The following is a 25,078-nucleotide window of genomic DNA, read 5'->3' as shown; positions in this document are numbered from 1 at the left end:
CCGGGCTTATGCAGGCTGGTTCGGCGGCGGTGCCAGATCGCCAAGGATCGGGCAATCGGGCCGGGCATCCCCCGCGCAGCAGGAGACCAGATGCGACAATGTTGCCTCCATCGCGCGCAGTTCCGCAATCTTGTGGCTGATCTGCGCCAGATGCCGGCTGGCAATGGCCTTCACCTCGGAACTGGCGCGGGTCTTGTCCTCATAAAGCGACAGCAGCAGCCGGCAATCCTCGATGGTGAAGCCAAGGGCGCGCGCCCGGCCCAGAAAGCCCAGCTTGTGCACATCGCTTTCGCGAAAATGGCGATAGCCATTGGCCCCACGCAAGGGTCGGATCAGGCCCACCTCTTCATAATAGCGGATCGTCTTGGCGGGCAGTCCCGCCGCCTCTCCGGCCTGTTTGATATTCATGCCCGTCCTCCTGCAAACCGCAACCGCAGCGCATTGCCCAGCACCAGCAGCGACGAGGCCGCCATGGCGCCTGCCGCCAGCATGGGCGAAAGCTGCATCCCGAAGGCGGGATAGAACAGCCCCACCGCGACCGGGATCAGCGCGATATTATAGCCGAAGGCCCAGAACAGGTTCTGGCGGATATTGCGCATCGTGGCGCGGCTGATCTCCAGTGCGGCAACCACGCCGCGCAGATCGCCCGAGACCAGCACGACATCGGCGCTTTCCATCGCGACATCGGTGCCGGTGCCGATGGCGATGCCGACATCCGCCCGGGCCAGCGCCGGGGCATCGTTGATGCCGTCGCCGACAAACCCGGTGCGGCCCTGCTGCATCAGTTCGGCCAGAACCGCAACCTTGCCTTCGGGCAGGATCTCGGCGCGGACCTCATCCAGCCCCAGCCTTGCAGCAATCGCCGCCGCCGCGGCGCGGTTGTCGCCGGTCACCATGACCAGCCGCAGCCCCAAGGCGCGCAGGCGGGCCAGCGCCTCGGGCGTGCCGGGTTTCACCGGATCAGCCACGGCCAGCGCCGCCACAATCCGCCCGTCGCGCGCGGCATAGACCGGGCTGCGCCCTTCGGCGGCCCAACCGTCTGCGCGGTCCGACAGCGGCGCGGTCTCCACCCCTTCGGCGCGCATCAGACGATCCGCCCCGATGATCCAGCGCGCGCCCGCAATCTCGGCGCTGACCCCATGGCCGGGCAGCGCAGTGAAGGCGGTGACCGCGGGCAGGTCCAGCCCCCGCGCATTTGCCGCGCGGCATATCGCGCGGGCCAGCGGGTGCTCGGACCGCGCCTCGATGGCGGCAATGGCGGCCAGAATCGCCGGCTCATCCTCCCCCCCGGCCAGCGCGATATCGGTCAGTTCGGGCTGGCCTGCGGTCAGGGTGCCGGTCTTGTCCAGCGCCAGTATGCCGATGCCCTGCAGCGCCTGCAGCGCATCGCCGCGCCGGAACAGCACGCCCAGTTCCGCCGCGCGGCCCGTCCCCACCATGATCGAGACCGGCACCGCCAGCCCCATCGCGCAGGGACAGGCCACGATCAGCACCGCCACACCTGCGACCAGCGCATGGGTCAGACGCGGCTCGGGGCCGAAGAGCAGCCACAGCCCGACCGTCGCCAGCGCCACGGCCAGAACCGCCGGCACGAACCAGCCGGTGATCCGGTTCACCAGATCCTGCACCGGCAACCGCGCGCCCTGCGCATCCGCGACCAGCCGGATGATCTGCGCCAGAACCGTATCCTGCCCGACCCGCATCGCGCGATAGCGCAGCGCGCCGGTGCCGTTGACCGTGCCGCCCGTCACCGCATCGCCCGGACCCTTGGCCACGGGCTGCGGCTCTCCGGTCAGCATGGCCTCATCCAGCCATGAATTTCCGTCGATCACCGCGCCATCCACGGCAACCCGTTCCCCGGGGCGCAGATGCAGGATATCGCCGGGATGCAGGGCGGCGATGGGGCGTTCCTCAGTTCCGCCATCGGTTTCGACCAGCGCCTGACGCGGTTGCAGCCCGACCAGCCGGGCAATCGCGGCCCCGCTTTGGCCCTTGGCGCGCGCTTCCATCCAGCGGCCCAGCAGGATCAGCGTCACGATCACCGCCGCCGATTCGAAATAGACCGCGCGCGACGCGGCGGGCAGCAGCGCAGGCGCGAAAGTGGCGATGCTGGAATAGATCCATGCCGCACCGGTGCCGATCATTACAAGGGCATTCATATCCGGCGCCGCATGGCGCAATGCGGCCCAGCCCCGGATGAAAAACTGCCGCCCCGGCCCGATCAGCAGCAGCGTGGTCAGCAGGAATTGCAGGATCCAAAGCCCCTGTTGTCCGATCACCCCATGCAGTCCGTGATGCAGGGCGGGAACAACATGCCCGCCCATTTCCGACAGGAAAACCGGCAGGGCCAGCAGCGCCGCCAGCCAGAAATCGCGCCGCAAGGGCAGGCTGGCATCCGGGGTGGAGGCAGATTTTTCTTGCAGATTTGCGACATATCCAATTCCGGAAATGGCGGAAATCAAGGTATTTACTGTCAATGAACCCGCCAAAAATCGAACATCTGCGGTTCCAGCTGCCAGATTGACCCGGGCCTCGGTCACACCGGGCAAGGCCGTCAGCGCCGCCTCGACCCGCCCGATGCAGGAGGCGCAGTCCATGCCTGTCACCGACAGGCGCAGATGATCCTCCCGCGCCGTGAACCCCGCCCGCGACAGGGCCGCCGCCAGATCCGTCGCAGCGCCGCCTTTGACCGAGGCGCGGCCTGCGGCCAGATTGACCCGCGCCTGCCCGGCGCCGTCAACTGCGGACAGGACACGCTCCACCCGGCCCACACAGGCCGCGCAGCTCATTCCGTCAACCGTGAAACTGTATCCGTCCATCGCGAACCCTCCGGGTTTCGTCTGTTCGGTATCGGAGATAAGGCTTCCAGTCACAGGAAGGTCAAGGGTGGCGGGCGATATTTCGCAAGGGGCTTGACCTTCCTGCCACCGGAAGTGTCCATCTGGATCCCGAACCGATGACCCGGAGTGCTGTGATGCTGACCCTTTCCATACCCGACATGTCCTGCGGCCATTGCAGGTCGGCGATTGAATCCGCAGTCGCAGCCCTTGATCCGCAGGCCGCAACCCATATCGACCTGCCCGCCCGGCGCGCGGAGATTGACACGCAGGCCAGCCCGCAAGCGGTGATCGCGGCCCTTGCCGCCATCGGCTTTGCCGCCGCCCCGGTCTGACAGACGGATCTGACAAAGGGACTGTCGCCCCGCCCGACGGCCCGAATACTCCACCCGCGCCCCCGCTTGCAGCCCTTGCCTGCACCGCGCGTCCGCGTCAGACTGTGCGCAGCTTGCGGGGGCCTGCCGGATGATCCTTGAAAACCACCTGTTTGACGAATTGCGGCTGGGGCAAAGCGCCTCGTCCACGCGGCTTTGCACGACCGATGACCTGTTCATCTTTGCCGCCGCCACCGGCAATCACAATCCGCTGCATCTGCCGGGGCTGGACGGCGATGGCGACGGGCAGGCCGAGGCGCTGGTGCCTTCCGCCTTTGCCGCCAGCCTTGTCACGGCCCTGCTTGGCACGCAGCTTCCCGGTCCGGGCATCGTGACGCTGGCGCAGAATTACCGCTTTCACACCCGCGCCCATGCCGGTGAGGAGTTGCGCACCACCGTCACCGTCACGGCCCTGTCGCCCGACAGCGCCACGCTTGCCGCCGAGGTGCTGCGCCTGCCGGGCGAAGAGCCGGTCCTGACCGGTGAGGTGACCGTGCGCCTGCCCCTGCGGAAATACCGGGTCGACGGCTCATCCCTGCCGGGCCTTACCGTGCGCCGCCACCGGCATTTTGAGGCGCTGCTGGCCATTGCCGCCCCGCTGCCCCCCCTACGCGTTGCAGTGATCTGCCCTGAAACCGCCGACAGTCTGGGCGGCGCGCTGATGGCGCAGCGCCATACGATCATCACCCCGATCCTTGTCGGGCGCAACGCACGGATCACTGCGGCGGCCAAGGCGCTTGGCGCGGATCTGGAGGGGGTGGAGATCATCGACTGCGGATCGGCACCCGAGGCCGCCGCCCGCGCCGTGGCGCTGGTCCATGAGGGCCGTGCCGATGCGGTGATGAAGGGGCATCTGCATACCGATGAAATGCTGCGCGCCCTTGTCGACCGTGACCGGGGCCTGCGCATCGGGCGCAAGCTGACCCATATTTTCGTGATGGATGTGCCGGGGCTGGATCATCCGCTGCTGGTTTCGGATGCGGCGATCAACATCGCGCCCGACCTGCCGACCAAGGTCGATATCGTGCAGAATGCCATCGATCTTGCCATCTCGATCGGCATTGCCCGGCCCCGGGTCGGAGTGCTGTCGGCGGTGGAAACGGTGAACCCCGCGATCCCGTCATCGCTTGACGCAGCGCTTCTGTCCAAGATGGCCGAACGCGGGCAGATCACCGGGGGCTATGTCGACGGGCCGCTGGCGATGGACAATGCCGTGTCCCTTGCCGCCGCCCGCACCAAGGGCCTGACATCGGAAGTGGCGGGCCGGGCCGAGGTTCTGATCGTGCCGGGCATTGATGCGGGCAATATGCTGGCAAAACAGCTTGCCTATCTCAGCCATGCGGAATCGGCGGGACTGGTGATGGGCGCGAAAGTGCCGGTGATCCTGAATTCCCGATCCGACAGTACGATGGCGCGGCTTGCCTCCTGCGCAATCGCCGCCATCCATCACGCCCGCCTGTCCACCACCCCTGAGGGAGACCTGCATTGACCCTGCCCGTCCTTGGCGCTGCCCTGACGCTTGACATGCTGGAGCTGCATCGCGATTGGATGCTGTCCGCCCCCCGCGATCTGGAAATCCAGAGCTTCTGCACCGCGCGCGCGCTGACCGGCGATCTGACCCCGGCCATTGAGCGCACGAAACGCCTGATCGACGGGCTGCAGGGGCGGATCGGCCTGCATGGGCCCTATATCGGCTTTGCGCTGGATACAGCCGACCCGGAAGTGGCGTTGATCGTGCAGAAACGGCTGCTGCAATGTCTTGGAGTGTGTGAGGCGGTGGGGGCGACGCAGATGGTCGTGCATTCCCCGGTCACCGGCTGGGATCATGGCGGCCATCAGGATGACCCGAATGAGGCGCTGATCCAGATCGAGAGGCTGCGCTATCTGCTGGGCCCGGTGCTGGACCGCGCCGAGGGCGCGGGCGTCACGCTGGTGATGGAGAATATCGAGGATGTCGACCCCGCCGCGCGCTGCCGCATTGTCGATGCGCTGGGTTCAACGGCATTGAAGGTGTCCCTCGATACAGGACATGCCCAATATGCCCATGTCACTCTGGGCGGGCCGCCGGTGGATCTGTATGTCAAGGCGGCGGGCAAGCGGCTGGACCATGTTCATCTGCAGGACAGTGACGGTTTTGCCGACCGGCACTGGCATCCGGGCGACGGGCCGCTGAACTGGCGTGCGATCTTTGCCGCCCTTGGCAAGCTGCGTCACAATCCAAGGCTGATCCTTGAGGTGAATGACCTTCGCGGCCTGCGTCGCGGCGCGGATTACCTGATCGCGCAGGGGCTGGCGCAATAGCGCCTGCTCCAAGCGTTTCGATCAGCCTCGAACCGACAGCCCCCTGCCTCCATCCGGCAGCGACAGGAAGGCAAAGCCATTCGCCCCCAGCCGCAGGGCATCGCCGTCGCGCGTGACCGCCTGTGATGGCCCGATCAGCGCATCCGCGCCCGAAACAGTCAGCGCCTGCGGGTGGGGGGACAGGTTGTAAAGGCACAGCACAGCCGCCTTCCCCTGTTGGCGCACAAAGCCCAGAACCGGTTCAGGCAGGTCCAGAAACACACTGGTCCCCAGCCGCAGCGCCAGTTGCGCGCGGCGGAAGGCCAGCAGCGCACGCCAGGTTTCCAGCACTGACCCCGCAACGCCCTCTTGCCCGGCCACATGGCGGGCGGCCTGTTCGGGCTTGACCGGCAACCATGGCCTGCCGGTAGTGAACCCGCCATGGGCAGAGCCATCCCAGACCATCGGCGTCCGGCAGCCATCGCGCCCCTTGTAATCGGGCCAGAAGCGGAAGCCCGGCGGATCGGTCAGTTCATGATAAAGGATATCGGTCTCGGTCTGGCCCAGCTCCTCCCCCTGATACAGGCAGAGCGAGCCCTGAAACCCCGTCAGCATCGCCGCCGTCAGCCGGGCCAGCGGTTCGGGCTCGCCATGGTCCGACCAGCGGCTGACATGGCGGATCACGTCATGATTGGAAAAGCTCCAGCAGGGGCAGCCCTCGGGCGCGGCGCGGTAGAAGCCCTCGATCTGGCTGCGGAAATGTGCGGCGGTGAAGTCCGGCCCCAGCATCGCGAAACTATAGGCCATATGCAGCCGCCCGGGCCTTGTATACTCGGCCATGATGGGCAGGGAATGGGCTGCGGCCTCACCGACCTCACCAACCGTGGTGCGGGCGTCGTATTCGTCCATCAGCGCGCGCAGCCGTTCCAGAAAGCCGATGTTTTCTGCCTGCGTCTTGGAATGAAGATGGCGCTGCATGTCATAGGGATTGACGGCGGGCGCAGGGGCATTTCCGGGCTCGGGCGGGTTGGACCGCAGGGCGGCATCGTGGAAATAGTAATTCACGGTATCCAGACGGAACCCGTCCACGCCCCGGTCCAGCCAGAAGCGCAGCGTCGACAAAAGCCAGTCCTGCACAGCCGGATTGTGAAAGTTGAAATCGGGCTGGCTGGGCAGGAAATTATGCAGGTAATACTGCCGCCTGCGCGAATCCCATTCCCAGGCCGACCCGCCGAAGACCGACAGCCAGTTATTGGGTGGCGATCCGTCGGGACGCGCATCGGCCCAGACATACCAGTCGGATTTCGCATTGTCGCGGCTGGCGCGGCTTTCGATGAAATGCGGGTGCCGGTCCGAGGAATGGCTGAGCACCTGATCAATGATGACCTTCAGCCCCAGATCATGCGCCCGCGCCACCAGCGCGTCGAAATCCGCCAGCGTGCCGAAGGACGGGTCGATATCGGTATAATCCGAAACGTCATAGCCCATATCGGCCATGGGAGAGGGAAAGACCGGCGAAAGCCAGACCGCATCCACCCCCAGCCGTGCCACATGGTCAAGCCGCCGGGTGATGCCCGCCAGATCCCCCACCCCGCTGCCACTGCTGTCCTGAAAGGATCGCGGGTAAATCTGATAGGTTACCGATCCGCGCCACCACTCCATCACCATCTCCTGTCACCCGTCGCCCCCAAATGAGCCGATCAGGTGGCGGCTTGCAAGGGGCTGGGGCTTGGAGAAAGCAGCATGAAGTAAGAAAGGGCGCTGCCCCCTCCTGGCCCTTGCAGGGCCAGTTCACCCCCGAGGTATTTCAGCCAGGTGAGGGAGCGGACAGGCGGTGGTTTCACCTAGGCGGAAAGACCCTGTCGCGGCGATCAGCCGCCTCGCACCGTTTCAATCATTCGGGTGACATTGTCCGGGTCGGCATCAGGGGTGATGCCATGGCCCAGATTGAAGATATGCGGCCCGCCCCGGAAGGCCGCGACGATGCGGCGGGTTTCCGTCACCAGTTCCGCCCCGCCCGTCACCATATGGCGTGAGGCAAGATTGCCCTGCACGCAGCCATCGACCTGCACATGCTCCGCCGCCCATTCCGGCGTCACGGAATTGTCCAGCGCCACGCAATCGGCCCCGGTCGCGCGGGCGAAACCGATATAGCCGTCACCGGCCTCACGCGGGAAGGCGATGACGGGGATGTCCGGGTGCCGGGCCTTGAGATCGGCAATGATGCGGCGCGCGGGTTCCAGCGCGAAATCGTGGAAATCCTGGCCTTTAAGACTTCCGGCCCAACTGTCGAAGATCTTGACGACCTCGGCCCCGGCCTCGATCTGCGCGGACAGATAATCCACCGTCGCCACCGTCAAGAGGTCGATCAGCGCGACAAAGGCGGCGCGGTCGCTGTTTTTCAGCCGATGGGCCGGGGCCTGATCGGGCGTGCCCTGCCCCGCGATCATATAGGTTGCAACCGTCCAGGGCGCCCCCGCAAAACCGATCAGCGTGGTTTCGCGCGGAAGTTCGCGCGACAGGATGCGCACGGTTTCATAGACCGGGGCCAGCGTTTCATGAATCGCGTCCTTTGGCCGCAGCCCCTGCACCCCCGCCATGTCGGTCACGGTCGACAGGCGCGGCCCCTCACCGGTGACGAACCACAGATCCGCGCCCAGTGCCTGCGGCAACAGCAGGATATCGGCAAAGAGGATCGCGGCATCGAATCCGTAACGCCGGATCGGTTGCAGCGTTACCTCGGCGGCCAGTTCAGGATTATAGCAAAGCTTGAGGAAATCGCCCGCCTTCGCCCTTGTGGCGCGATATTCCGGCAGATAGCGCCCGGCCTGTCGCATCATCCAGACCGGCGGCGTCGGAAGGGTCTCACCCCGCAGGGCGCGCAGGATTGTCTTTTCGGTCAAGGGGAGGCTCCTTTGGCTGACCTCATCCCGTTCCAAGCCGGGGCCCCTTTGTCAAGTGAGTTGTCCGGCGCGGCGCGGCGCGCTAAGGCTGCGTCATGATGCTGACCCTGCCCTCCCCCGCCCGTCCTTTGCGCATCGGAACCCGTGGATCGCCGCTGGCGCTGTGGCAGGCGCATGAGGCGCGGCGCTGCCTGATGGCGGCGCATGATCTGCCTGAGGATGCCTTCGAGATCGTGGTCATCAAGGTGACCGGGGATGACCGCAGCATGATCGCCGCTGACCGGCCGTTGAAGGAGATCGGCAACAAGGGATTGTTCACCCGCGAGATCGAGGACGCGCTGCTGGCAGGCGGCATCGACATTGCGGTGCATTCGATGAAGGACATGCCGACCGAACAGCCGCCCGGTCTGTTGCTGGATTGCCATCTGGCGCGGGCCGATATGCGTGATGCCTTCCTGTCACCGGTCGCGGCAGGGCTGGAGGATCTGCCGCAAGGCGCGGTGGTGGGATCATCCTCGCTGCGCAGGCGGGCACAACTCGCATTGCGCCGCCCCGACCTGCGGCTGGTGGAGTTTCGGGGCAATGTGCAGACGCGACTGCAAAAGCTGGAAAACGGGGTGGCGGCGGCGACCTTCCTTGCCATGGCAGGGCTGACCCGGCTGGGCATGGCGCATGTCGCGCGATCCGCGATTGAACCTGAGGTGATGCTGCCCGCCGTGGCACAGGGCGCGATCGGGGTGGAGCGGCGCAGCGATGATGCAAGGGTTGCGGCCCTGCTGGAGCCGGTGCATGACATTCCCACCGGGCTGCAACTGGCTGCCGAGCGCAGTTTTCTGGCCGCATTAGACGGATCCTGCGAAACGCCGATTGCCGGGCTGGCACTGCTGGAGGGGGGCACGATCTGGCTGCGCGGAGAAATCCTGCGCCCCGACGGCTCCGAGGCGCTGAGTGATGCGATCCGGGGCCCGGTCGAAGATGGTGCCGCCATGGGCCGCGAACTGGCAGCAAGGCTGAAGGCACGCGCGCCGCAGGGCTTTTTCGACTGGCGGGGCTGACGCCGCGCCTCGTCGCCCGTCCCGCCGCATCTGTCGTCAAATCGACACGCGACAGTTACATTCCGGTCTTCGAATTGTTATCTTAGCCGCCAGAGGGCACCCCGCCCCGGTGACGGATTGCGATGACCGACAGTTCCACCCCCGATGATCTTGGCCCCGCGCTGCGGCTGGCTCTGGCTGACCTGCCCGTGCGGATCAGGGCGCTGCGCCTGACCGACGGGCAACGGGTCTGGTTGAAACGGGCCGAGCGACTGACCGGGCGTATGCGGCTACAGAAGGGGGACGGGCAAACGGGTTTCGCGCGGGAGCGCGCAGGGCTGCGCCTGCTGGGCGATCTGGGCCTGCCGGTCGCGCCGGTGATCGCGGAAGGGCCGGACTGGTTCGTGACCCCCGATCTGGGCGAGACGCTGCGCAGCCTGCTGTGGCAGGAGACCGACCAGCGCCTGCCCGCCTTCCATGCGGGGGGGCGCGCGCTTGGCCGGTTGCACCGGGCAGGTCATGCCCATGGCCGCCCTGCGATCCGCGATATCTGCTGGAATGGGTCCGAGGCGCGCTTCATTGATCTTGAGCGGTTCTCGGAACGGCGGCGCAGCCTGCGGGCGCGCGCACTGGATTTGTTGATCTTCGTGCACAGCCTTCATGCTGATACCCTGAACCTGCCGTCCGGAATTGACGGTGCGGCGCTGCGCGAGGCGGCCATCGCGGCCTATCGCGCCGAGGCGCCCGATGTCTGGGCGCAGGCGGCGCGGATGGCGCGCGGGTTCTTCTGGCTGAAACCGCTGACAGGGGCCGTGCTGTGGCTGGGCGGCAAGTCCCGCGACCTGCGCGCCGTGGCCCCGGCACTGGACAGGATCAGCCGCGCGCCGGAATGACCTTGCCGGGATTCATGCGCCCCTCGGGGTCCAGTGCCGCCTTCACGGCGCGCATCACGTCCAGCGCAACCGGATCCTTGCGCCGCGCCATGGAATTGCGTTTCGACAGGCCCACGCCGTGTTCCGCCGAAAAACTGCCATGCAGGGCCGCAACCTCATCCTCAACCGCCGAGACGACCGCATCGTAAAGCGCGGGATCGTCGCGGGTGGGAAAGGCCGTGTAATGCACATTGCCATCGCCCAGATGCGCCACGCAAAGCGATGTGGCACCCGGATCCAGTTCGGGCAGGCGCCGCGCCATGACGGCAAGGAAGGTTTCGATCTTTTCCAGCGGCAGCGACACATCCGTGTCGATCAGCGGCTTGCGGGCAAAGGTGACCTCGGCGGACAGTTCGCGCCGCTCCCACATCAGGCGGCGCTGCTGTTCGGTGCTGGCGATCTCGGCATCCAGAACCAGCCCTTCCTCCATCATGGCGGCCAGTACTTCTTCCAGAAGGCCCGTCAGCGGCAGCGATCCATCCTCGGCCAGCGTCACGTCGCGCGGCGCGGTGGCGCCCAGTTCGACAAGGATATTGACCGCCTGTTTCGGCGCGAAAGGCTGGCGGATATCGGGGCGCACCTCTTCCAGCCGGTCCATATAGACCATGGGCATATATTCGAAAGCCTCGACCAGCCCACCCGTCTCGGCCTGCAGCCGGTTCAGCAGGCGCAGCGCATCGCCAAGGCTGGCGGCCGCAAGCGTTGCCGTCGCATAGGCGCGCGGTTTGGGCACCAGTTTCACCACGGCGGCGGTGATGATGCCCAGCGTGCCCTCGGCCCCGATGAACATCTGTTTCAGGTCATAGCCGGAATTGTCCTTGTGCAGTTCCGACATCAGGTTCAGCACCCGCCCGTCGGCCAGAACCACCTCAAGCCCCAGACAAAGACTGCGGGTTGACCCATAGCGCAGCACATTCGAGCCGCCCGCATTGGTCGACAGCACGCCGCCGATCATGGCAGAGCCGCGCGCCCCGAACCACAGCGGGAAATAAAGCCCTTCGTCCTCGGCGGCCTCATGCAGGCGCGACAAGATCACCCCGGCCTCGACCATTGCCAGCCGTGACCCGGCACGGACCTCGCGGATGCGGTTCAGCCGTTCGACCGAGATCATCAGCCCGCCCTGCGTCATCGCCCCGCCGACCAGCCCGCTGCGCCCCGAAACGGGCACGATGGCAACACCGTGGCGGGCGGCCAGTTTCACACATTCGGCCACTTCCTGCGTCGATCCGGGCCGGATCACGGCCACGGGTTCGGCGGTGTATTTGCCCGTCCAGTCGCCGGTATGGCCCGACATATCGGCCCCGGTCAGCACATGGCCCGCTCCGATGGTCGCCGCCAGATCGGCCAGCAGCGCCTTTTGCGCCGAGGAACTGGCGGGGGTGGCATTGGCGGGGCTGGTCTGATCAGACAGGGTCATTTCGGTCTCACTGATGGGCGCCCGGAACAGGGGACGGACGCTTGGGGGTCGGAGTCACAATGCGGTGACAACCTACGCCTTCGACGGCTTGCCGCAAGCCCCGAATGGCCCTGCGCCGGTCACGGCAACCAGCCGATTGCAACCCGCCGATGCCTGCCAGCGGTTCAGCCGCCCGCATCCGGCTGCGACACCCGCCCGATGAGGTCAACCACCTGCGGGCCGATACTTTCCACGATGACCGCCACGCCTTCGGCACTGGGATGGATGCCATCGGCCTGCATGAAGCGCGCCGCCGCTGCCGCCTCACCACCCGCATCGCGTAGAGGGGCAAGGAAATCGGGCATCAAGAGCGCGTCGAAGCGTTCGGCCAGATCGGGGAAAATCGCGTCATAGCGCGTCTTGAAATCCGCCCCGTAATTGCCGGGTGCGGACAGCCCGACCAGCAGGACCGGCAGATCGCGCGCCGCAGCCCCATCCATGATCTTTTCCAGATTGGCGCGGCTGACATCCGGATCCAGCCCGCGCAAAAGGTCATTGCCGCCCAGATTGACGATCAGCGCATCGACATCGCCCGACAGCGACCAGTCCAGCCTTGCCGCCCCGCCCGCCGTTGTATCGCCGGAAACACCTGCATTCACGATCCCGGCACCGACGCCCTGCGCGGTCAGCCAGTCCTGCAACTGCGGCACAAATCCCTGATCGGCGGGAAGGCCGTAGCCCTGCGTCAGACTGTCGCCAAGTGCCACAATAACAGGCACTTCCGCCGCCTCTTGCGCCTGCGCCACCGCGGGAAGCAGCCCCAGCCCGAGGATCAGCGCCATTGTGCGGTTGCGGAAAAGCGCTTTCGCCCCATATGCAGGGGAAAGGCATGACAACAGGGCAGAAACCATGACCGAGACCGTTCTGGCGCTGAAGGATGCGCGGCTGACACTGGCGGGCAATGCGGGCCCGGTGGACATTCTGCGCGGCATCACGCTGGATGTGGCACGCGGTGAGACGCTGGGGCTGATCGGGCCTTCGGGGTCGGGCAAATCCTCGCTCCTGATGCTGATGGGCGGTCTGGAACGCGCCACGGGTGGGTCGGTCAAGGCGCTTGGGCAGGATCTGACCGCGATGGATGAAGATGCCCTTGCGCGCTTCCGTCGGGGGAATATGGGGGTGGTGTTCCAGTCTTTCCACCTCATTCCGACGATGACCGCGCTGGAAAATGTCGCCCTGCCGCTGGAACTGGCGGGCAAGCAGGACGCATTCGCCCGCGCCGAGGCGGAATTGCGCTCGGTCGGGCTGGGCGCGCGGATGGACCATTACCCCAGTCAGTTGTCAGGAGGCGAACAGCAGCGCGTCGCCCTTGCCCGCGCCGCCGCCCCCCGCCCCGCGATCCTGCTGGCAGATGAGCCGACGGGAAATCTTGACGGGGTCAATGGGGCGGCCATCATGGATCTGCTGTTCGGTCTGCATGACCGCCATGGCGCAACACTGGTGATGGTCACCCATTCGCCCGATCTGGCCGCGCGCTGTTCGCGGGTGGTGCGCCTTGCCGATGGCCGTATCGACGCGCTGGAGGCCGCTGCATGAGCCTTGCGCTTGCCGCCCGGCTGGCGCGCCGCGAATTGCGCGGGGGCCTGCGCGGCTTTCGCATCTTTCTGGCCTGTCTGGCGCTAGGCGTCGCGGCGATCACTGCCGTCGGCATGGTGCGCAGCGCGGTGGAGCGCGGGCTGAGCGATCAGGGCGCGGTCCTGCTGGGGGGCGATGCGCAACTGGAATTCACCTATCGCTATGCCAATCCCGAAGAACGCGCCTTCATGGACCGGATCGCGACCGGGGTGTCCGAGGTGGTCGATTTCCGGTCGATGGCCGTGGTGGGGGAAGACCGCGCCCTGACGCAGGTCAAATCCGTCGACAGCGCCTATCCTCTGCTGGGCACGATGGTTCTGGATCCCGCAATGCCGCTGGACCGGGCGCTTGCAACTGAAAACGGCCTTCCCGGCGCGGTCATGGACCGGGTTCTGGTTGACCGGCTGGGGCTGGAGCCGGGGGCGGAATTCGCGCTTGGCACGCAACGCTTCCGCCTTGGCGCCACCATTGTCACCGAACCCGACAGCGCGACAGGCGGGTTCGGGCTGGGCCCGCGCACGCTGGTCCTGACCGAAGATCTCGTAAATTCCGGCCTTCTGGCGCCCGGATCGCTGTTCGAGACCGAATATCGCCTGATCCTGCCGCCCGGAGCCGATCTTGATGCGCTGCGCGACGAGGCGGAAAGCACCTTCCGCGACAGCGGCCTGCGCTGGACCGACAGCCGCCGCGCAACTCCGGGGGTTGCGCGTTTCGTGGACCGGATCGGGTCCTTCCTTGTGCTGGTCGGGTTGGCCGGGCTGGCCGTGGGCGGGGTCGGGGTTGCCGCGGCGGTGCGCGCCTATCTGGACGGCAAGACCGCCACGATTGCCACGTTGAAAACCCTTGGCGCGACGGGGCGGCTGATCTTCCAGATCTATCTGATCCAGATCGCGGCACTGACAGCGCTTGGCGTGGCCATCGGTCTTGCCATCGGGGTGTCGGTGCCGCTGCTGCTGGCCCCGCTGCTGACGGCGACCCTGCCGCTGCCGGTGGTGTTTGCCATCTCCCCCGCCGCCATGGCCGAGGCCGCCTTTTACGGCGCGGCGACCGCGTTCCTGTTCACGCTCTGGCCGCTGGCGCGCAGCGAAAAGGTTCGCGCCGCCGCCCTTTACCGGGGCGGTGACGGGCCGCAGGTCTGGCCCGCGCCGGTTCATTGGGTCACGCTGGGGCTGGTCGGCGCGGCGCTGATCGGCGGGGCGGCGCTGTTTTCGGGCATCCCGGTTCTGGCGCTGTGGTCGGCGGTGGGGATTGCGGGCGCGCTGGTCCTTCTGCTGCTGGCGGCCCTTGGCCTGCGCCGCGCGGCGCGCGCGCTGGCCCGCACCGGGCTGACCCGGGGCCGTGTTGCCCTGCGCAGCGCGCTGGCGGCCATCGGTGGCCCGCGGCAAGAGGCTGTTCCCGTCATCCTGTCGCTGGGGCTGGGCCTGTCGGTGCTGGCCGCCGTCGGCCAGATCGACGCCAATTTGCGCGCCGCCATTGACCGCGACCTGCCCGGCGTCGCGCCGTCCTATTTCTTTATTGATATCCAGAATGACCAGATCGACGGTTTTCTGGACCGGCTGGCCGATGATCCCGAGGTGTCCCGCGTCGATACCGCGCCCATGCTGCGCGGCGTGGTGACGCAGATCAACGGTCAGGACGCGCGGGATGTCGCAGGCGATCACTGGGTGGTGCGCGGTGACCGGGGCGTGACCTATGCCGCCACCCCGCCCGACGGCACGCGCATCACGGCAGGCGCGTGGTGGGAGGCCGATTATTCCGGCCCGCCGCTTTTGTCCTTCGCGCAGGAAGAGGCTGATGAAATGGGACTGAAACTGGGCGACCGCGTCACCGTCAATATCCTTGGCCGCGATATCGAGGCCGAGATCACCAGTTTCCGCGCGGTCGACTTCTCGACCGGGGGGATCGGTTTCGTGATGCTGCTGAACCCCGGCGCGGTGGCGGGCGCGCCCCATACCCATATCGCCACGGTCTATTCGACCGAGGCTGCCGAGGCCGCGATCCTGCGCGATCTGGCGGGCGCCTATCCCAATCTGACCGCCGTGCGGGTGCGTGACGCCATCGACCGCGTGGCCGAGGCGCTGCGGAGCCTTGCCACCGCCACCGCCTGGGCGGCAGGGGCCACGCTGATCACCGGTTTTGTCGTGCTGATCGGTGCGGCGGCGGCGGGGGAACGCGCGCGGCTTTATGAGGCGGCGGTGCTCAAGACGCTTGGCGCGACGCGGGGGCGCATCCTTGCGGGATTCGCGCTGCGCGCCGCCCTGACCGGGGCTGCGGCAGGGATCGTCGCCATCGCGGCGGGGGCCGTGGCGGGATGGGGCGTCATGACCTTCGTGATGGACAGCACCTACCGGTTTGAACCGGTCTCGGCCATTGCCATCGTGCTGGGGGGCCTTCTCGCCACGCTGCTGGCCGGGCTGGTCTTTGCCCTGCGCCCCCTTGCCGCGCGCCCCGCGCAGGTGCTGCGCGCGCAGGACTGACCGGCCCCGGTTGGTCCTGCGCATGCTTTCATCCCGGAGGCGAATACCTCCGCAGGAGGCATCCGAAACCACAGCCCGCGCCACGCCTGCCCTTCCGGGTCGCGCCCCGATCCGCTAGAACAGGGACAAATCAGCAGGAGCCCCCATGGACAGCCGCGCCCTTCTTGACCGGCTGATCGCCTTTGACACGGTCAGCCATCGTTCCAATCTCGACCTGATCGGCTTTGTCCGGGACCATCTGGCGCAGCATGGCATCGACAGCCATCTGATCCCCGACCCGACCGGGGAAAAGGCCAATCTCTGGGCCGTCATAGGCCCCGCCGACCGCCCCGGCGTCATCCTGTCGGGCCATGTCGATGTCGTCCCGGTCGAGGGGCAGGACTGGACGCGCCCGCCCTTCCGACTGACGCGCGAGGGCAGCCGGCTTTACGGGCGCGGCACCACCGATATGAAGGCTTTCGTCGCCTGCGCCATCCGCGCGGTGATCGACGCGAAGGGCCGCGACCTGCAGGTGCCACTGATCCTTGCGCTGTCGCATGACGAGGAAGTGGGCTGTCGCGGTGTCGGGTCCATGATTGACGCGATGAAGGGCTGGGCGGTGCAGCCGCGTCTCTGCATCGTGGGCGAGCCGACCAGCATGGAGGCCGCCATCGGCCATAAGGGCAAGGTCGCGCTGCGCGTCACCTGCACCGGGCGGGGCGGCCATTCCTCGGCGGCACCGCTGGCCCTGAACGCGATCCATCTGGCATCCGATTTCATCGGGGCGGTGCGTGACCTGCAGTCCCAGATTGCCAGTGATGGCCCTTTCGACCCCGATTATATCGTGCCCTATACCACGCTGCATGTCGGCAAGATCAGCGGTGGGGTGCAGGTCAATGTCGTGGCGCATCAGACCGTGATCGACATGGAAATACGGTCACTGGCCGGGCATGATCCGGCGCTGCTGATCGCCGAGCTGGAACGGCGCGCATCCGCGATCACCGCGCCCCTGCGGGAAACCTTCCCCGAGGCCGCAATCACGATCGAACGGCTTTGGGATTATCCCGGGCTGGGCACCGCCCCCGATGCCGATGTCGTGGGCTTCGTCAAATCGCTGACCGGGGGCAATTCGCACGGCAAGGTGTCCTATGGCACCGAGGGCGGCATGTTCGCCGAACGGCTGGGCCTGCCCACCGTGGTCTGCGGTCCCGGCGCGATGACGCAGGGCCATACGCCCGACGAATTCATCGAAGACAGCGAGATCGACCGCTGCGAGGAGATGCTGGCCCGGCTGACCGAACGCTGCGTCGCGGGGTTCTGACCCGGCGGGCGGCAGGGTTCGGGGGTCAAGGTGGGGGGCGCTGCCCCCCGTCGCGTTCCGCGCCTCCCCCCCGGACAATGAGGGACAGAAAAAGATCAGCCGTCCTGCCAGTCGCCCTCAAACCCTTTGGGGATCAGCAGGTTGTGACGCCCAAGCGCCTTGACGTCGCGTTCCCCGCATAGCGCCATGGTGATGTCGAGTTCCTTGCGGATCACCTCAAGTGACTTGGTCACCCCGGCCTCGCCCATCGCGCCCAGACCGTAGACGAAGGACCGGCCGACATAAGTGGCCTTGGCCCCAAGCGCCAGCGCCTTCAGCACGTCCTGACCAGACCGGATGCCGCTGTCCATATGGATTTCCACCTTGTCGCCCACCGCATCGACGATACGCGGCAGGGCACGGATCGAGGACAGCGCGCCATCAAGCTGCCGCCCGCCATGGTTGGACACCACAATCGCATCCGCCCCGACCGACAGCGCCATCTTTGCATCCTCGGCATCCATGATGCCCTTCAGGATCACCTTGCCGCCCCACATTTCCTTGAACCGCGCGATCCGCTTCCAGTCCAGTGTCAGATCGAAGGCTTCCGCCGTCCAGCTTGACAGGCTGGAGGGGTCGGTGACGCCCTTGGCGTGGCCCACGATATTGCCGAAGAACCGCCGCTTGGTGCCCAGCATCTCAAGCCCCCAACCGACCTTGGTCGCAAGATTGGCCATGGATTTCAGGGTGAATTTCGGGGGTGCCGACAGACCGTTCTTCAGATCCTTGTGCCGCTGGCCCAGAAGCTGCAGATCGACGGTGATGACGATGGCCGAACAATTCGCCGCCCGCGCGCGTTCGAACAGGCGGCGCATGAAATCCTCATCCTTCAACGTATAGACCTGAAACCAGAAGGGTTTGGTCGTATGGGCCGCCACATCCTCGATGGAACAGATCGACATCGTCGACAGCGTGAAGGGCACGCCGAATTTCTCGGCCGCGCGGGCCGCCTTGATTTCCCCATCCGCCGATTGCATTCCCGTCAGACCGACCGGTGCAAGTCCCACCGGCATCGACACCTTTTCGCCGATCATCGTGCTTTCGGTGCTGCGGCCCGACATGTCGACCGCGACCTTCTGCTTCAGCAGGATCTTCGCGAAATCCTCGGTATTGGCGCGGAAGGTCTGTTCGGTATAGCTGCCGCTTTCCGCGTAATCGTAGAACATCTTCGGCACGCGCCGCTTGTAGATGCGCTTGAGATCGGCGATTTCGGTGATGACGGGCATGGCGGCGGTCCTTGGACAGGGGCAGAGGGGTGGGCGGAACAGGGTATTGGTAAAATCGGCTTACCAATTCAGGCCTGCCCGCGCAATCCGCTTGTCCGCCCCTCACATCCCGTTGCGGGGATCAGACCGTATGCAGATACAGATCGTAATCCACGCCCGAAATGGTGCGCGCCACCCGGGCCTGTTCCGCCGCCTTGATCGCGCAGAAGGTGCGGTGCATGTCCGGCCCCAGCGCATCCTTCAGAAAGGCTGATCCCTGTGCCGCGCGGATCGCCTCGCGCCAGTCGGCGGGCATCGGCAGATCATCCGACCCTTCATAGCCGTTGCCGGTTGTCTCGGGCCCCGGATCAATGCGATGCGCCAGCCCGTGACGGATACCCGCCAGCACGGTTGCCGCCACCAGATAGGGATTGGCATCCACCCCGGCCGGACGATGCTCGATCCGCCGCGCCTTGATATCGCCCGCCGGGATGCGCAGCGCGACGGAGCGGTTGTTCACCCCCCATGAGGGCGAAACCGGCGCATAGGACTGGCTGGCAAAGCGCCGCCATGAATTGGCATGCGGCGCAAAGACCAGCATCGATTCCCCCATCGTCGCGCGCAGCCCGCCAAGGGCGTGCAGGATCATCGGGGACCATTCCCCCTCCTGCGCCTCGATGAAGACATTGCGCGCGGCCTTGTCCTGCATGGACACATGGAAATGCATACCCGATCCGGCATAGTCCTCCACAGGTTTGGCCATGAAACAGGCCGTCACCCCATGCGCCCGCGCCTGCGCCCGCACGATGCGTTTCAGCCGCATCAGATCATCCGCCGCCTGCATCACATCGCTGCGGTAATTCAGCGTCAGTTCATACTGGCCCGGCGCATATTCCGAGATCAGCGTCTCGGCGGTGATGCCCGCCAGTTCCGCGCCTTTGTAGATATCAGAAAACAGCGGCAGCATCCCGTGCAGGTGATCGACGGAATAGACCTCGGTCTTGTCGCTGCTGCGCCCGTCCAGCACATCGCGCGCCGGACGCACCCGGCCATCCGGGCCGCGCTCCTTGTCCAGCAGGAAGAATTCCAGTTCAAACGCCCCGGCGGGATGCAACCCTTCCGCCGCCAGCGCCGCGACCTGCCGCGCCAGTGCGTGACGGGGGTCAGATGTCATCGGCGCCCCGTCCAGATCATAGAGCGACATGAACACCTCGGCCCGGGGCGGATTGGTATTGTGCAGCCGCGTCAAGGTGCCGGGGACCGGCCAGGCCCGCAGATCACCATCGCCCTGATCCCAGATCAGCCCGGTTTCATGGACATCCTCGCCGCAGATGTCGAGGCCCAGAATCGAAATCGGCAAATGCCGTCCATTGTTGTAAAACGACAAAAGCTCATGGCGCCGAATGATCTTTCCCCGGCCAATTCCGTTCGAATCGTGCAAGACGATATCCACCGCCTCAATATCGGGATGGGCCGCTAGGAAGGCTTCGGCCTCGGCCGGGCTGCTGCCCGAGGGGCTTGCTGCATCAGTCATTCTTGCCTCGTCAATTCGGTCAGGATTTCATCGAAAGCGGCGATCAGGCGGTCAACCTGCGCCTTGGTCGTCACCGGGCTGGCCAGCATCATGTTGTGAAACGGCGCGATCAGGCAGCCGCGATTGACCAGCCCGACATGCAGTGCGGCCTCAAGTTCCGGCTGATGGGCGGCGGCGGCCTCGGTTCCGTTGCGCAAGGGCCCCGGCGCGCAGATGAATTCCACCCGCGCGCCCACGCGCACCACATGCCAGGGCAGGCCATGGGCGGCGATCACCCGCGTCAGCCCCTCGGCCAGCCGCGCCGCGCGCCGCTCCATCCTTGCGTAATTCGCCTGTGTCATCACCTCGGCCAGAGTGGCCCGCAGCGCCGCGAATTGCAGCGGATTGGCCGACAGCGTGGTGCCCATGCCGGAATGGCCCGGCGCGCGCGCGGCATCATAGACGTGAAACCGCGCCGCCACCGTATCCGACAGGCCCCAGACCGCGCAGGGTAGGCCCCCCGCCACGCATTTGCCGACCACCAGAATATCGGCGCGCAGGCCCTGTCCCCGCGCATAGCCGCCCAGCCCGGACGATATCGTATGCGTCTCATCCACGATCAGCAGCGCGCCATGCCGGTCCGCCGCCGCGCGCAAACCCTGCAGAAAGTCCGGTTCGGGCAGCACCATGCAGGAATTGGTCATCACCGGCTCGGTCAGGATCGCCGCCACCTCACCCCCCGCCAGCGCCGCCTCGACCGCCGCCAGATCGTTGAATTCCACCGCGACGGCCCCCGCCGTCAGATCCGCGACCTGCCCCACCAGCCCCGGCCGCGCCACGGTGCGCCCGTCCTGCAACGCAACCATCACATCATCGACCGTGCCATGATAGCAGCCGTTGAAGACAAGGATCTTCGCCCGCCCCGTCACCGCCCGCGCCACCCGGATGGCAAAGCGGTTGGCATCGGTCGCGGTAGTCGCCACCTGCCAGCGGAAGGCGCCAAACACATCCGACAGCAGCCGCCCCGCCTCCAGCGCCGCTGCGGTCGGCAGCATATAGGTCAGGCCGCGCCGCGCCTGTTTGCGGATCGCGCGCGCCACGGGGGGCGGCGAATGGCCGAACATCGACCCGGTATCGCCCAGACAGAAATCGTCGATCCCGAACCCGTCCAGATCCTCCAGCCGCGCGCCCCTGGCCGTTTTCACCAGCAGCGGAAAGGGCATTGGCCAGTCGCGCATCCAATGCATCGGCACCCGGTCCAGAAAGGCATCCGCCCCGGCCTCCAGTGCCGCGCGTGTCTGCGGGCGCTGTGCTGCAAAGCGCGCGGCCTCGGCCCGGGCAAAGGCCCGCAACCGTCCGCTGTCAATTCCTGCAATCTGATCCACCGTCACCGCCCCGCCAAACCTGCCCCGCAATTTCTGCCACCTGACTATATCCAAGCGGGGGTCGGCGTCCATCGGGCGCGTCGGGCTGCAAATTTGGTATACCAGAACCCTCCGAACCTGCTATGCCATGCAGCGACACGATTCACCGAGGAGGAAAACCCCATGGCCCGTTATACCGGCATCTGGCCCGTAGCCCCTACCCCCTTCCATGAGGATGGCACGCTTGATCTGCCCGGGATGCGCCGCGTTCTGGACCTGATGATTGATCAGGGCGTGGACGGGATCTGCATTCTTGCCAATTTCTCGGAACAGTTCCTGATCTCGGATGCCGAGCGCGAGGCGCTGACACGGCTGTGCCTTGATCATGTCGCGGGCCGCGTTCCGGTCATCGTGACAATCAGCCATTTTGCCACCCCGATTGTGGTGGAGCGCGCGAAACTGGCCAAGGATCTGGGCGCGGCCATGGTCATGATGATGCCGCCCTATCACGGCGCGCTGCTGAAAGGCACGGCACAGCAAAGCTTTGAACAGTTTGAGGCCGTGGGCCGCGTCGGCATCCCGATCATGGTGCAGGATGCGCCGCTGGCGGGCGTCGATCTGCCGGTGCCGCTGCTGGTGCGGATGGCGCGCGAAATCGAGATGGTGAAACTGTTCAAGATCGAGGTGCCGCAGGCCGCCGCCAAGCTGCGCGCCTTGATCGCCGAAGGTGGCGATGCGATCGAGGGCCCGTTCGACGGTGAAGAGGCGATCACCCTGCTGGCCGATCTTCAGGCCGGCGCGACCGGCTCGATGACCTCGGCCATGATTTCCGACCAGATCAAGCCGGTGCTGACCCATTGGTATGCGGGCCGCAAACCCGAGGCCGAAGCCGCCTATAACCGCATCCTTCCGGCGGTGAATTTCGAGAACCGGCAATGCGGTTTCCGCTCGGCCAAGGCAGCGATGATGGCGGGCGGGGTCATCAAATCGGACTTCTCGCGCCACCCGATCCAGCCCTTGCATCCCGATACGCGCGCGGCATTGCTGGATATCCTGCGGCCACTGGATCCGCTGGTGCTGAACTGGGGTAAGTAAGGCTTCCTGAGTTGACCAGACCCAAAAAAATCAGGCCCGGCAGTGCCGGGCCTTTTCAATTGCGCGCACCTGCGGGAGGCGCCGCCACAAATGCCGGATTTCAGCCCCGATGCGCGCCTTCGGCAAGGGCTGCGACACGGGCCAGAACCTCGGCCACCGGCCTGCCCTCACCGATATCCTTGACGATGGCGGAACCGACGACGCAGCCATCCGCGATGCCCGCAATGGCCTCGGCCGCCTCCGGTGTGGTGATGCCGAAGCCCACGATCACCGGCAGATCGGTCGCGGCCTTGATCCGCGCCACTTCGGGCGCGACATCGGCGGCCTCAGGCGCCGCCGCCCCGGTGATCCCGGTGATCGAGACGTAATAGACAAAGCCCGAAGTGTTCTGCAGCACTTTCGGCAGGCGCGCATCATCGGTCGTCGGCGTGGCCAGCCGGATGAAGTTCAGGCCCGCCTTCTGCGCCGGAATGCACAATTCGTCGTCTTCCTCGGGCGGCAGGTCCACCACGATCAGACCGTCAATTCCCGCCGCCTTGGCATCGGTCAGAAAGCGGTCCACACCGCGCGAATAGATCGGGTTGTAATAGCCCATCATCACCAGCGGCGTGCGGTCATCGCCCTTGCGAAATTCCGCAGCCATGGCCAGCGTCTTTTCCAGCGTCTGGCCTGCGTCCAGCGCGCGCTGCCCGGCCAGCTGAATCGTCGGGCCATCAGCCATCGGATCGGTGAAGGGCATGCCCAGTTCGATGATATCCACCCCGGCCCCCGGCAAGCCCTTCATCACGGCAAGCGAGGTCGCGGTATCGGGATCTCCGGCCATGATATAGGACACGAAAGCCTTGCGTCCCTCGGCACGCAGGCGGGCGAATGTCTGGTCGATGCGGGTCAAGGGTTTCCTCCGGCTCTGATCCCACCGTCATGCGGCAGCCTGCCTGAAAAGGCAAGCCATGCGCGCGGCAGGAACAGGACGCGCAGGGTGGTCAGCCCACCTCGGGACCTGAAACCATCCAATGCGTGCCGAACCGGTCCCGCACCATGCCGAAGCCCTGCGACCAGAAGGTGGGCGCGAAGGGCATGATCCCGTCGCCCCCTTCGGACAATCCGACAAACAGCGCCTGCGCCTCGGCCACTGTCGGCAGGGACAGATGCACCGAAACCGCCTTTTGCGCATCGCCCGCCACACCCGGCGGGAAATCCGATGCGAACAATTCTCCGCCCCCGGGCAGGGTCAGGCTGACATGGCAGATCTTGCGGGAAGCGGCCATTTCGGGCGAACCGCCGGGAATGTCGCAAAAGCGGAAGAACTCGGGCAGGGCTGCGCCGAATGTGGCGGCATAAAAGGACATCGCCGCTTCGCAGCCGCCTTCAAAATGCAGATAGGGGGTTATGCGCATGGGATCCTCCGAAATAATGTTGATATCAACTTTAACTGCAACTCCCCGCGCCGGTAAAGCCCTTGCTTGCGCAGGAACGCCCGTCCGCCTATGTAGCGGCGGAGTTTTGCAAGGGGATGCGTCATGGGATTCAGAATGGGAATCGTGGGTCTGCCGAATGTCGGCAAATCGACGCTGTTCAACGCACTGACCCGCACGGCGGCAGCGCAGGCTGCCAATTTCCCCTTCTGCACGATCGAGCCGAATGTCGGCGATGTGGCCGTGCCCGACGGGCGGCTGGAAAAGCTGGCCGCGATTGCCGGATCGAAACAGATCATCCCGACGCGGATGACCTTTGTCGATATTGCCGGGCTGGTGCGTGGCGCCTCCAAGGGTGAGGGGCTGGGCAACCAGTTTCTGGCCAATATCCGCGAATGTGATGCCATCGCCCATGTGCTGCGCTGCTTTGAGGATGGCGATATCACCCATGTCGAGGGCCGGATCGACCCCGTGGCCGATGCCGAGACCATCGAGACCGAACTGATGCTGGCCGATCTCGACTCGATTGAACGCCGCCGCGCCAATCTTGCGCGCAAGCTGAAGGGCAATGACAAGGAAGCCGCCGATCAGGACCGACTGCTGGCCGTGGCGCAGAAGGCGCTGGAAAGCGGCCGCCCCGCCCGCACGGTCGATGTCGCCCCGGATGATCTGCGCAACTGGCGGCTGTTGCAGCTTCTGACCTCGAAACCGGTTCTCTATGTCTGCAATGTCGAAGAGGCTTCGGCCGGATCAGGCAACAGCCAATCCGCCCGCGTGGCCGAAATGGCCGCCGCACAGGGCGCAGGCAGCGTGGTGATTTCTGCCCGGATCGAGGAAGAGATCAGCCAGCTTTCCGCCGATGAGGCCGAAATGTTCCTGACCGAGATGGGGCTGGAAGAGGCCGGGCTCGACCGTCTGATCCGCGCGGGTTATCAGCTTTTGGGATTGCAGACTTATTTCACCGTCGGTCCGAAAGAGGCCCGCGCCTGGACGATCACCAAAGGCATGCTGGCCCCGCAAGCGGCAGGCGTGATTCATGGCGACTTTGAAAAGGGCTTCATCCGCGCCGAAACCGTGGCCTATGATGATTACATCGCGGGCAAGGGTGAAACAGGCGCCAAGGAAGCCGGGAAATTCCGCGTCGAGGGCAAGACCTATGAGGTCAAGGACGGCGACGTGCTGCATTTCCTGTTCAGCGGCTGATCCAGCCTTCCGGCGCGCGCTTTTTCTGTCCGGAAATATCCTCGGGGGGTGAGGATTTGCGTCTTGCAAATCCGAG

Annotated in this window: 21 protein-coding genes; 10 read left to right on the top strand and 11 right to left on the bottom strand. The window is 65.9% G+C overall.

The genetic code is table 11. From position 1 onward, the window contains the following. Window positions 1-6 precede the first annotated feature (6 nt). Together JL811_RS02530 and JL811_RS02525 are read right to left on the bottom strand one after the other, a co-directional pair. Entirely contained in the window at window positions 7-408 is a 402-nt protein-coding gene (locus JL811_RS02530; RefSeq protein WP_202686732.1) for a MerR family DNA-binding protein, read from the bottom strand. Continuing rightward, window positions 405-2,819 carry a heavy metal translocating P-type ATPase gene (locus JL811_RS02525; protein WP_237684741.1) on the bottom strand — a complete coding sequence of 805 codons (2,415 nt, stop codon included), beginning with the start codon at window positions 2,817-2,819 and terminating at the stop codon, window positions 405-407. The genes JL811_RS02530 and JL811_RS02525 overlap by 4 nt, the downstream gene beginning before the upstream one ends. A gap of 155 nt (window positions 2,820-2,974) precedes the next feature. Between JL811_RS02525 and JL811_RS02520 the strand changes: the two genes are divergently transcribed. From JL811_RS02520 to JL811_RS02510, 3 genes are all read left to right on the top strand, one after another. Continuing rightward, window positions 2,975-3,172, top strand: a complete 198-nt coding sequence (locus JL811_RS02520) for a heavy-metal-associated domain-containing protein (protein WP_202686731.1) — start codon at window positions 2,975-2,977, stop codon at window positions 3,170-3,172. A gap of 130 nt (window positions 3,173-3,302) precedes the next feature. Next, window positions 3,303-4,700: a bifunctional enoyl-CoA hydratase/phosphate acetyltransferase gene (locus JL811_RS02515; RefSeq protein ID WP_202686730.1), complete on the top strand. Its 1,398-nt coding sequence runs from the start codon at window positions 3,303-3,305 to the stop codon at window positions 4,698-4,700. Further along, window positions 4,697-5,512, top strand: coding sequence for a sugar phosphate isomerase/epimerase family protein (locus JL811_RS02510; RefSeq protein ID WP_237684740.1), 816 nt, complete (start codon window positions 4,697-4,699; stop codon window positions 5,510-5,512). Before JL811_RS02515 ends, JL811_RS02510 begins: the two co-directional genes overlap by 4 nt. Before the next feature lie 21 nt (window positions 5,513-5,533). Here JL811_RS02510 and JL811_RS02505 read toward each other — a convergent pair whose 3' ends face one another. Both JL811_RS02505 and hemE read right to left on the bottom strand, forming a co-directional pair. Further along, complete coding sequence (locus tag JL811_RS02505) at window positions 5,534-7,156, bottom strand: alpha-amylase family glycosyl hydrolase (RefSeq protein ID WP_202687179.1); 1,623 nt, start codon at window positions 7,154-7,156, stop codon at window positions 5,534-5,536. 206 nt (window positions 7,157-7,362) lie between these two features. Beyond that, the gene (hemE, locus tag JL811_RS02500; RefSeq protein WP_202686729.1) at window positions 7,363-8,394 is read right to left on the bottom strand and encodes a uroporphyrinogen decarboxylase; all 1,032 of its coding nucleotides are present in this window, start codon (window positions 8,392-8,394) and stop codon (window positions 7,363-7,365) included. Window positions 8,395-8,489: 95 nt separating this feature from the next. On the opposite strand from hemE, the gene hemC reads away from it, so the two are divergent. Then, the gene (gene hemC, locus JL811_RS02495) at window positions 8,490-9,449 is read left to right on the top strand and encodes a hydroxymethylbilane synthase (protein ID WP_202686728.1); all 960 of its coding nucleotides are present in this window, start codon (window positions 8,490-8,492) and stop codon (window positions 9,447-9,449) included. 122 nt (window positions 9,450-9,571) lie between these two features. After that, window positions 9,572-10,321, top strand: coding sequence for a BUD32 family EKC/KEOPS complex subunit (locus JL811_RS02490; protein ID WP_202686727.1), 750 nt, complete (start codon window positions 9,572-9,574; stop codon window positions 10,319-10,321). Here the strand turns inward: JL811_RS02490 and JL811_RS02485 are convergent. Then, window positions 10,302-11,777 (bottom strand): FAD-binding oxidoreductase, encoded by a 1,476-nt coding sequence (locus tag JL811_RS02485; protein ID WP_202686726.1) that lies wholly within the window; start codon window positions 11,775-11,777, stop codon window positions 10,302-10,304. The genes JL811_RS02490 and JL811_RS02485 overlap by 20 nt on opposite strands. Window positions 11,778-11,941: 164 nt before the next feature. After that, a complete protein-coding gene (locus tag JL811_RS02480) occupies window positions 11,942-12,598 on the bottom strand; it encodes an arylesterase (RefSeq protein WP_237684738.1) in 657 nt (218 codons plus the stop codon). A 67-nt stretch (window positions 12,599-12,665) separates the two neighbouring features. Between JL811_RS02480 and JL811_RS02475 the strand changes: the two genes are divergently transcribed. From JL811_RS02475 to argE, 3 genes are all read left to right on the top strand, one after another. Continuing rightward, a complete protein-coding gene (locus tag JL811_RS02475; RefSeq protein ID WP_202686724.1) occupies window positions 12,666-13,352 on the top strand; it encodes an ABC transporter ATP-binding protein in 687 nt (228 codons plus the stop codon). Next, window positions 13,349-15,868, top strand: a complete 2,520-nt coding sequence (locus JL811_RS02470) for an ABC transporter permease (RefSeq protein WP_202686723.1) — start codon at window positions 13,349-13,351, stop codon at window positions 15,866-15,868. Before JL811_RS02475 ends, JL811_RS02470 begins: the two co-directional genes overlap by 4 nt. 145 nt (window positions 15,869-16,013) lie before the next feature. Beyond that, window positions 16,014-17,168, top strand: a complete 1,155-nt coding sequence (argE, locus tag JL811_RS02465; RefSeq protein ID WP_202686722.1) for an acetylornithine deacetylase — start codon at window positions 16,014-16,016, stop codon at window positions 17,166-17,168. A 95-nt stretch (window positions 17,169-17,263) separates the two neighbouring features. On the opposite strand, the gene JL811_RS02460 is transcribed toward argE, so the two are convergent. From JL811_RS02460 to JL811_RS02450, 3 genes are all read right to left on the bottom strand, one after another. Continuing rightward, window positions 17,264-18,433, bottom strand: a complete 1,170-nt coding sequence (locus tag JL811_RS02460; protein ID WP_202686721.1) for an alpha-hydroxy acid oxidase — start codon at window positions 18,431-18,433, stop codon at window positions 17,264-17,266. Between the two features lie 121 nt (window positions 18,434-18,554). Next, complete coding sequence (locus JL811_RS02455; RefSeq protein WP_202686720.1) at window positions 18,555-19,946, bottom strand: glutamine synthetase family protein; 1,392 nt, start codon at window positions 19,944-19,946, stop codon at window positions 18,555-18,557. After that, window positions 19,943-21,310, bottom strand: coding sequence for an aspartate aminotransferase family protein (locus tag JL811_RS02450; protein WP_420496758.1), 1,368 nt, complete (start codon window positions 21,308-21,310; stop codon window positions 19,943-19,945). Before JL811_RS02450 ends, JL811_RS02455 begins: the two co-directional genes overlap by 4 nt. Before the next feature lie 162 nt (window positions 21,311-21,472). Here JL811_RS02450 and JL811_RS02445 point away from each other — a divergent pair, with 162 nt between their 5' ends. Next, window positions 21,473-22,384: a dihydrodipicolinate synthase family protein gene (locus tag JL811_RS02445; RefSeq protein WP_202686718.1), complete on the top strand. Its 912-nt coding sequence runs from the start codon at window positions 21,473-21,475 to the stop codon at window positions 22,382-22,384. Between the two features lie 100 nt (window positions 22,385-22,484). Here JL811_RS02445 and trpA read toward each other — a convergent pair whose 3' ends face one another. Both trpA and JL811_RS02435 read right to left on the bottom strand, forming a co-directional pair. Then, a complete protein-coding gene (gene trpA / locus JL811_RS02440; RefSeq protein WP_202686717.1) occupies window positions 22,485-23,276 on the bottom strand; it encodes a tryptophan synthase subunit alpha in 792 nt (263 codons plus the stop codon). Window positions 23,277-23,367: 91 nt separating this feature from the next. Further along, entirely contained in the window at window positions 23,368-23,781 is a 414-nt protein-coding gene (locus tag JL811_RS02435; RefSeq protein WP_202686716.1) for a VOC family protein, read from the bottom strand. A gap of 123 nt (window positions 23,782-23,904) precedes the next feature. On the opposite strand from JL811_RS02435, the gene ychF reads away from it, so the two are divergent. Further along, a complete protein-coding gene (gene ychF / locus JL811_RS02430) occupies window positions 23,905-25,002 on the top strand; it encodes a redox-regulated ATPase YchF (protein WP_202686715.1) in 1,098 nt (365 codons plus the stop codon). The last annotated feature ends 76 nt before the right edge of the window (window positions 25,003-25,078 follow it).

The organism is Szabonella alba (assembly GCF_016765775.1).
Classification (GTDB): domain Bacteria; phylum Pseudomonadota; class Alphaproteobacteria; order Rhodobacterales; family Rhodobacteraceae; genus Szabonella; species Szabonella alba.
The sequence above is the reverse complement of the archived record's forward strand: the minus strand, read 5'-3'. Positions and strand labels throughout refer to the sequence as shown.